The organism is Candidatus Neomarinimicrobiota bacterium, from assembly GCA_034716895.1.
Lineage (GTDB): Bacteria > Fidelibacterota > UBA8477 > UBA8477 > JABMPR01 > JABMPR01.
The window spans coordinates 11,566-19,465 of sequence record JAYEKW010000036.1 but is presented as its reverse complement, the minus strand read 5'-3'; the positions used below and the strand labels follow the sequence as shown (position 1 = coordinate 19,465).

At 45.3% G+C, this 7,900-nt stretch carries 8 protein-coding genes; 2 read left to right on the top strand and 6 right to left on the bottom strand.

Annotation, left to right across the window (positions count from 1 at the left end; genetic code table 11):
* The first annotated feature begins 433 nt into the window (after positions 1 to 433).
* Positions 434 to 820, top strand: a complete 387-nt coding sequence (locus tag U9Q77_02685) for a NifB/NifX family molybdenum-iron cluster-binding protein (GenBank protein ID MEA3286271.1) — start codon at positions 434 to 436, stop codon at positions 818 to 820.
* A 56-nt stretch (positions 821 to 876) separates the two neighbouring features.
* On the opposite strand, the gene nagB is transcribed toward U9Q77_02685, so the two are convergent.
* The 6 genes from nagB to pta form a co-directional block, all read right to left on the bottom strand.
* Positions 877 to 1,683 (bottom strand): glucosamine-6-phosphate deaminase, encoded by an 807-nt coding sequence (nagB, locus tag U9Q77_02680; GenBank protein MEA3286270.1) that lies wholly within the window; start codon positions 1,681 to 1,683, stop codon positions 877 to 879.
* Between the two features lie 12 nt (positions 1,684 to 1,695).
* Complete coding sequence (locus tag U9Q77_02675) at positions 1,696 to 3,675, bottom strand: DUF4954 family protein (protein ID MEA3286269.1); 1,980 nt, start codon at positions 3,673 to 3,675, stop codon at positions 1,696 to 1,698.
* A gap of 11 nt (positions 3,676 to 3,686) precedes the next feature.
* Positions 3,687 to 4,454: a GntR family transcriptional regulator gene (locus U9Q77_02670; GenBank protein MEA3286268.1), complete on the bottom strand. Its 768-nt coding sequence runs from the start codon at positions 4,452 to 4,454 to the stop codon at positions 3,687 to 3,689.
* A gap of 6 nt (positions 4,455 to 4,460) precedes the next feature.
* Positions 4,461 to 4,700 carry an acyl carrier protein gene (gene acpP, locus U9Q77_02665; GenBank protein MEA3286267.1) on the bottom strand — a complete coding sequence of 80 codons (240 nt, stop codon included), beginning with the start codon at positions 4,698 to 4,700 and terminating at the stop codon, positions 4,461 to 4,463.
* Positions 4,701 to 4,803: 103 nt separating this feature from the next.
* Positions 4,804 to 6,006, bottom strand: coding sequence for an acetate kinase (locus tag U9Q77_02660; GenBank protein ID MEA3286266.1), 1,203 nt, complete (start codon positions 6,004 to 6,006; stop codon positions 4,804 to 4,806).
* A 42-nt stretch (positions 6,007 to 6,048) separates the two neighbouring features.
* A complete protein-coding gene (gene pta / locus U9Q77_02655) occupies positions 6,049 to 7,035 on the bottom strand; it encodes a phosphate acetyltransferase (protein MEA3286265.1) in 987 nt (328 codons plus the stop codon).
* Positions 7,036 to 7,614: 579 nt separating this feature from the next.
* On the opposite strand from pta, the gene U9Q77_02650 reads away from it, so the two are divergent.
* Positions 7,615 to 7,900: HAD family hydrolase (locus U9Q77_02650; protein ID MEA3286264.1), on the top strand; the 286-nt coding region annotated here is incomplete at its 3' end.

Genomic DNA, 7,900 nt, shown 5'->3' with positions numbered 1-7,900 from the left:
GTCTCGGTTGACAGGGTTAAACTCCTTCAGAGTTTGATCTGTTTCTTGATTCCAGGTACTACGGGTTGCACCCAGCCCGCCACGGCATAGCTGGAAGCGACGCCGGGTAGCTATTCATATTTAATCCCTTCGGGATATTTCTTTAGCAGATAAATCAGGTCTCATTCACCATTTTGTCGCTTCTTCCTATGACCCTAGGTACGCATTCTGACGATGAGCCGTAACTCTATTGACGAAATTCAGCTAAAGGTTGTGGTCGTTTAATACAGAGCAGTTCGATCCGAAGATCACAAAAGTTGTTACTTTTAAAATAGATTTCTCAGCCTCGTATTTATTAATGCGGGGCAGGAGAAAAATTGGCTATTCTCCAGATATCATTCCGAATATATTCAATTAGTGTAATAAATGTTATTTATCAAATATGGAGTCAAATATGAAAATTGCAATTGCAGTGGAATCAGCAGAGTTGAAGGTGGCTAAAAGAATGGGTCACGCCCCCTGGTTTGCTATTTTTGAAATTATTGATGAGCAGTTCACGCTGCTAAAGCTAGCTTCAAACGAACATGCCAAAGACCATGAGCATGAGCACTATCACGAAGAGAACAATGAAACGGAGATTGAAAATCATCAACGTTACCTGGCACCCTTGAAAGGAGTCGATGCGATGTTGTCTCGTGCAGTTGGAGCTAACATGAAAGAGGCTCTGGCAAGAGAAAACATTCCGGTCTATCGGTTTCCTCTCAGCGCGGGAAAAACAGCACCTGAGCTCATAAAATTTTTGATACAGAACCGTGATGGATTAGAGGATTTTAAAATATGATTTGTGGCTGTAGAGACGCAATGCATTACGTCTCTACAATTGATTAGATCGTTTGATTATACTTCAAAGGGCTCCAGATTGTCCTGCTCAATATCTCTGAAATAATTATAGGTTCCATGTTTCAGCTCGTAGGTGGCATCTTCATCACAAACAACCATAGATTTGGGATGTAATTGCAGGGCTGAAGAGGTCCACATGTGGTTGACACCCTCTTCGATCATCTTGTATAGTGCCCGGGCTTTTGAATGCCCATTGACGATCAACACAACCTCTTCTGAATCAGTCACAGTACCAACACCCACGGTCAAAGCTAGCCTCGGAACGGATTCAATGTCGTTCCCGAAAAAACGGGAATTTGCGATACGTGTATCATAAGTCAATGTTTTTATACGAGTTCGTGAATGCAAAGAAGATCCCGGTTCATTAAATGCGATGTGACCGTCAGGTCCAATACCCCCTAGGAAAAGCTTGATGCCTCCCACGGCTTTTATCTTTTTTTCGAAGGAATCACACTCGGCCTGCAGATCTTTGGCATTTCCATCAAGGATATTGATGTTCTCTTCTGGTATCCCGATGTGGTTGAACAAGTTCTGGCGCATAAATGAGTGGTAGCTTTCCGGGTGACCCTCACGAATGCTTACATATTCATCCATATTAAAGGTAATCACATGTTCAAAAGAAACCTTACCGGCTTGTACCAGGGTCACGATCTCCTTATAGGTACCGACAGGTGAGGAGCCAGTAGGTAATCCAAGGACATATGGTTTTTCTTTTGTGGGTCCAAAATCATTAATGCTTTTGGCTATGTAATTAGCAGTCCACTTGCTTAAACGATCATAATCGGTTTGAATAATAAGTCTCATTTTAACTCCGCTTTAAAGTTTATTCAGGATGACAAGACTCTGCTCCAGATCATCCTCGATCTTTTGGCGCATGTCATCCAATTGTTGTTTAAAAGAGTTGGCCTCAAAAGAACCCCTGACAGCCTCAAAATCCTCATCTTGAAAACCATCAATACCAAATCCAGTGCGAACGTTGCCTTCAAATTCCTTGGAGGCATCCATTTCAACCATATTCAGCAACTTGTTTGAAGATATCTTCCATTTTTCCAGCACCGTTTTTAGATCATCGACGGTGAGTTCAGATGATTCAAAGCCATAGACTGTTGGTAAAGCCTGAAGCACCCAGCTCCATTCATCATCAGCATAGCAGGCATGGATCGATTCAAATTGTTGCAGCAGAGAGTCACTGTCTGCAGTTGTGCCGGTCTTTAAGGTATCCAGCAAGCTGTCCATGCGAGGTTTGGCGCAAAGTAGACCAGAGATGTCAATCCAGAGAGCGTCGCCGTTAGTGGCTGTGTCAGGAGGCGTGATCAATTTACTCAGTTTAGAAAGAGGTTTCTCTTGCAGCCTGGCGGTTAGCACGTCACCAAAATATTTTTCCAGAGCCATGCGGTAATAACGGCTACAGGTTTTAAGCAACAGTCTTTTGATTAGGATTCCCTGATGATTCACATATTCCTGACCTCTTTCTGCTTCAGCATAAAGATCCAGCAGGATACCCTGACCTTTGATCATTTTTTGGGCAGTATAGGGAGATAGAACATTGAAGATCAGTTGATCCAGTTTATCTGTATTTGTACGACTATCTCGTGTGGGCCATTTAAGACCATCCCGCATAGTACCGACAGTAAAGAAGTTCATACCGGGAACCAATGTTGATTTACCATCATCTTCGTTTACATAGGAGAAGGGGAAATCCGAGGAGTCAAAATTGGCATAATGTTTCCCCATGATGGCTGAAAAAGCACCCACTCTGGAAGGCCAAAGCAGATAAGATGACGATCCCGTTTTGCACCCCCGTTCCAGGATGCCCTGATGCAGTGGTCCCAGTTTATACATGTGGTTGGATTGATTGGTCCCGCTCCCGGCATTGAAAAAGGAGAACATACCGGCAATGAGCAAGGTGGATCGATGATGGGTGACGGAATAGGGTCCCCCAAAAATAGAGCAGACCTCAGAATGAAAACCCTCAGAATTGGAGAATAGAACAGAGTTCTCAGCCGAGAATTGTTTCCCGATCTTGGTTCCTTCCCCAATAAGGGTACCATTTAAAATGGCTCCATCCGTAACATGAGCGCCCTTTTGAATAATGAAATCTTTGGCAATGACCCCATCACCAATAAAAGTGGAAGCATCCAGGGCAGAGGCAACAGTTCCTTCCTTCAGATTCTGAACACCACGCAAAATGGCGCCTGGGCCGATATTTACATTCACGAAATTCTGACAATGAAATATCTTGACTCCCTCACCAATGGTAGCCCACTCGGAGCGAACACTGTCAGCATACTTGTCAGCAATGTCATCCAGGGCTTTGATCAGGTCAGGATCATGCCGGTACAAGGTCGAGAGATATGCAGTTTGGGCGCTGGTCATCTCAGTGATCTTTAATTTCCGACCGCCGCCTTCATTCAGAACCTCAATGCTGTGACCATTTCCAAAAGCAGTTTCACCCTGGCAGACAATGGACCCTACATCCTCTATCAGGACATTCTTTTCAAGGACTAAGTTGGAAAGCCAGCCGTTGATATTTGAGATGTGGCAGTTATCACCAATGGTGACATTATGGAGGTTGGCATCAAAAATACCGGCGTAGCGGCGAATGCCATCCCTGGGGATGAAGTGACCATCCAGCGATCCGATCCGAACTTTACCACGAAAGATGGTTCCGGCGATCCGGGTTGGGTCAAAACCCCTGGAGACCTTCACCTTTTCCCAGTGTCTTGACCAACAGCCGTTTTTTTTCAGGATATTAATGGCTTCAGGGGTTAGGTGAAAAAAATTCTGCTTACTCATAAAATGCTTTCCTATTTGGTAATTACGACTTTAAGCTCATACTTATCGCCCCGATAAATACCTTCTAAATATTCGATGGGTTTGTTGGTCATGGAAAAGGTCGTGCCATGCAGTTTCAAGATGGGGCGACCGACGTTGATATCCAGATGATGGGCAACTTCTTCATCAGCCAGGTCGGGTTGGATCACATGATCCGCTCTGGATAAACGGATGTGGAGTTCCTGTTCAATGTAGTTGTAAATGGACATGTCATCATCCATACGGGGATCCAGCAGCCCTTCGCCAATGCGATATGAGAGGTATGAGGTTTCCAGGGCAAAGGGAGTATCTTCCACATACCGCACACGACGAATCTGGATCAGGGGTTCTCCAGGAGGTTTTTGCAAGCCGGAATAAGCCATCTCAAATGAATCAAAAGAAGCAATTTTTTGGATATCCAAAACCCTGGAGTGATTACGATAGCCCAGCTTGGCCATTTCAGATGAAAAGCCTTCCAGCTTGAGCAGCATCTGAGTATGGGGAACCGAGCTTACAAAAGTACCCTCGCCGCGCCGAATAGTAATGAATCCTTCCCGAAGGAGTTCCTGGATGGCCTGTCTTACGGTCATGCGACTGATATTGAAAGTCGCTGAAAGTTCATTTTCGCTGGGAAGTTGATCGCCTGACTGCAGTTTCCTTGTGTTGATCAAATCTTTCAGGATATCCCGAACCTGTATATAGAGCGGTATGAAGCTGCTCTTATCAATATGAGATCCGTGGAGTAGTTCAGGCTGGTTCATACCGGATTAGCCCTCTGCCATTACCTTATCAATAAAACGTACAGCGTCACCCACTGTTTTCACGCCCAGGGCAGCATCTTCATCCATCTCAATGTCGAACTCTTCTTCAAAAGAAGCCACAAGCTCAATGGATTGCATGGAATCAGCGCCCAGATCTTCCACAAAACGGGAGTTTTCCTGAACCCTGCCGGCTTCTATCTTTAATAATTCAACGCAGACATTTTTGATTCGATCTAAGGTTGACATGATAATTCTCCTTTTTTACTTGGTTCTCCTGGCCTGCACAGGCAGTAGGGAGAATCAAAAACTGGGGTTAATAATAGTAATAGAGACGTAACAATTTACGTCTCTACGAATGTAAATTAGTCGTCATGGTATAAGTATCACGGGCGATGGCCAGTTCTTCATTAGTGGGAATGACCATGACCTTTATCCTGGAAGTAGCTGCTTGAATTTCACCAGGTTCTCCCTTGTGAAGGACATTTCTGGTATCATCAATAATGATGCCCTGTTGATCCATATCAGCCAGGATCCGCGAACGCATGGCAACGCCATTTTCGCCAATGCCGCCTGTAAAAATGATGGCATCAACCCGGTTTAAAACGGCCATGTAGGCTCCAATATATTTCTTGATCCGGTAGGCGAAGATATCCAAAGCCAGAGCAGCCTTGTCATCACCACCATCTGCTTTCAATTCCAGATCACGGACATCATTTGAGCTGCCTGAGATACCCAGGAGGCCGGACTTTTTGTTTAGCAAGGTATCCAGGCTGTTGGTGTCATAACCCTTGCGGTGGAGGTAAAAAATGATTCCAGGATCCAGATCGCCACTGCGGGTACCCATGACCAGACCCTCAAGAGGGGTCAAGCCCATACTGGTATCGATGGAATGACCATCCCTGATCGCTGCGATTGAAGAGCCATTACCCAGATGACAAGTGATCAGATTCACAGAATACTTGTGTTTCCCCAACATCTTGGCTGCTTGTCTGGCCACAAATTGATGAGACATTCCATGAAAGCCATAACGTCTGATCTTGTGGTCGATATACAGCTCCTCTGGAAGTGCATAGCGATAAGCTTTTTCTGGGATCGATTGATGAAAAGCGGTATCAAAACAAGCCATTTGGGGAATGTCTCCAAACATTGCTCGAGCTTGCTGGATGCCGGTAAGGTTCGGTGGATTGTGAAGGGGTGCCAACTCAAAAACTGCCTCAATACCCTGTTCAAGCTCATCATCAATAGGCATGGAACCACCAAAACTATCACCACCATGAACAACTCGATGACCACAGGCGCTGACTTCAGAAAGGGAGGTTAATGCACCGTTATTTGGGTCGAGAAGTAAATTTTTAATAATGACAAACCCACGAGGATAGTCGGCGATGGCCAGCTTGGTCTCAATGGACCCTCCGGGCGTTTTGAGGGTGGCTGAGGCATCTTTACTGCCAACGCGTTCTAGAGCACCCTCTGCGAGAACCGTTTCTTCGGGCATCTGGAACAGTTTGAATTTGATGGAGGAGCTGCCGCAGTTGAAGACCAGTATTTTCATAAATTCATTTCCCTTTAGTAGAGATGTAGCATGGCTACGTCTCTATCCTTTTGCCTGGACAGATGTAATAGCAGAAACGGCAACAAGATCCTCAACACTAGCTCCACGACTCATATCATTTACCGGTTTGGCGAAGCCCTGAAGAATGGGTCCAATAGCTTTGGCGTTAGCCATATACTGCACCAGTTTGTAGCCGATATTACCTGAATCCAGATCGGGAAAAATGAGGACGTTGGCTTGTCCGGCTACTTCGCTCTCTTTAACCTTCTTGGCAGCAACTTTTGGAATAATGGCAGCATCCAGTTGGAATTCTCCATCCATATCAAACTCAGGTCTGATTTTCTTGGCGATTCCCAGCGCTTCCACAACTTTATCCGCATCAGCATGGCCGGCAGAACCCTGAGTGGAGAAGGACAGAAAAGCAATTTTTGGGTCGATTCCCAAAAGGGCTTTAGCGTTGCTGCCGGAAGCGATGGCTATTTCGGCTAATTGTTGGGCGTTGGGTTGAATATTCACTGCAGAATCGGCAAAGATAAAGATCTTGTCCTGCTCACCTTGAAATTCGGGGATGATCATGATAAAGAAACTGGAGGGCGTTGATAAGCCTTCCTGAAAACCCACAGTCAGGGTGGCGGTTTGGATCACAATGCTGGTGGCGGTGGCAACGCCAGCAACCATGCCATCTGCATCGCCTGTGCTGACCATCATGCCCCCGAAGGAGGTGGGCTTGCGAACCAGCTTTTTAGCAATGGCTTCCCGCATATCTCGTTTTTTAGCGTAGACCCGGGCATAGTCTCCTAAGCGATCATCGGTCTTGCTGTCAATGATCTCGATCCCGTCCAGAACAAATCCAAGCTCATTGGCCATGTCAGTCACGGCCTGTACATTGCCGACCAGAATAGGTTGAGCGATACCCAGCTCGTGAACTTTTACAGCAGCTTCCAGGATACGGGGATCGGTTGCTTCCGGATAGACGATCCGGGCTGGATTCCCCTGAGCTTTTTTGATGAAATGTTGAATGATATCCATGTAAAATCCTTGATTTTTGATTAGGTACGGATGATAACATGTCTAGACAGGTGAAGCAAGCTTTGTTTGTTTATATTCTTAACAAACCTAAACAGCTCGTGAGTAACTATTTTGCCAAATGAACCTTATGAGAGAGAGGAAACTTTTGGTGCTACGATGCGCCCGGAAAACTGGATATGGTATAACACCAATTTCAGTTCTAAATGCGCGTTTTGTGTCTTCGCGAGCAGCGCGCGGCGATCTCAAAATTGTGACTAAACTTGGAGATTTATCCATTGTAGCAGATGCGCAGATGGATTGCCACCCGTCTTCCAGGCTACGCCGTGGCAAGCAGTCCTTACAGTCCTCGCAAAGACAAATGAAGACACACTAACAGAATTACCTGGAACGCGCAAAGGAAACTAAATTTGGTATAACAACCGTTTTATACCAAGCTAAATTTTTATTCTTTATTATTAGGAAGCCTTTCCGTCAACATCCATATTGTGATTGTTTACTCCGTTATCATGGTAAATAGTCACTGAAGTGTTGAGCGCAAACCTGTAATTGACCAAAAATATGTAAGAATTGAAATTGTCCATGAATCTTAAAAAGCATTCCTGCTCCGTAGCTGCCTTTTTTGACTTCGATGAAACGCTGTTAGCCATTGATAGTGCTGGCATCGGATTTAAAGTTTTACAGGAGCAAGGCTATCTTACCAGAGCCTTTATTCTTAAAATGATTATGGTTATGGCCCTATGGAAAGCCGGTGTGATCAATGAGCATCGGATGGCTAGAGCAATGCTGAGCTTTTATCATGGCCGGGAACTCCAGCCATTCGCCGAGAGTGCAGACGAATTCTATCGGGAATATCTGCAACCCAATC

Coding starts and splice junctions, on each gene's coding strand:
- U9Q77_02685 (MEA3286271.1), top strand. CDS start 434: ATGAAAATTGCAATTGCAGTGGAATCAGCAGAGTTGAAGGTGGCTAAA.
- nagB (MEA3286270.1), bottom strand. CDS start 1,683: ATGAGACTTATTATTCAAACCGATTATGATCGTTTAAGCAAGTGGACT.
- U9Q77_02675 (MEA3286269.1), bottom strand. CDS start 3,675: ATGAGTAAGCAGAATTTTTTTCACCTAACCCCTGAAGCCATTAATATC.
- U9Q77_02670 (MEA3286268.1), bottom strand. CDS start 4,454: ATGAACCAGCCTGAACTACTCCACGGATCTCATATTGATAAGAGCAGC.
- acpP (MEA3286267.1), bottom strand. CDS start 4,700: ATGTCAACCTTAGATCGAATCAAAAATGTCTGCGTTGAATTATTAAAG.
- U9Q77_02660 (MEA3286266.1), bottom strand. CDS start 6,006: ATGAAAATACTGGTCTTCAACTGCGGCAGCTCCTCCATCAAATTCAAA.
- pta (MEA3286265.1), bottom strand. CDS start 7,035: ATGGATATCATTCAACATTTCATCAAAAAAGCTCAGGGGAATCCAGCC.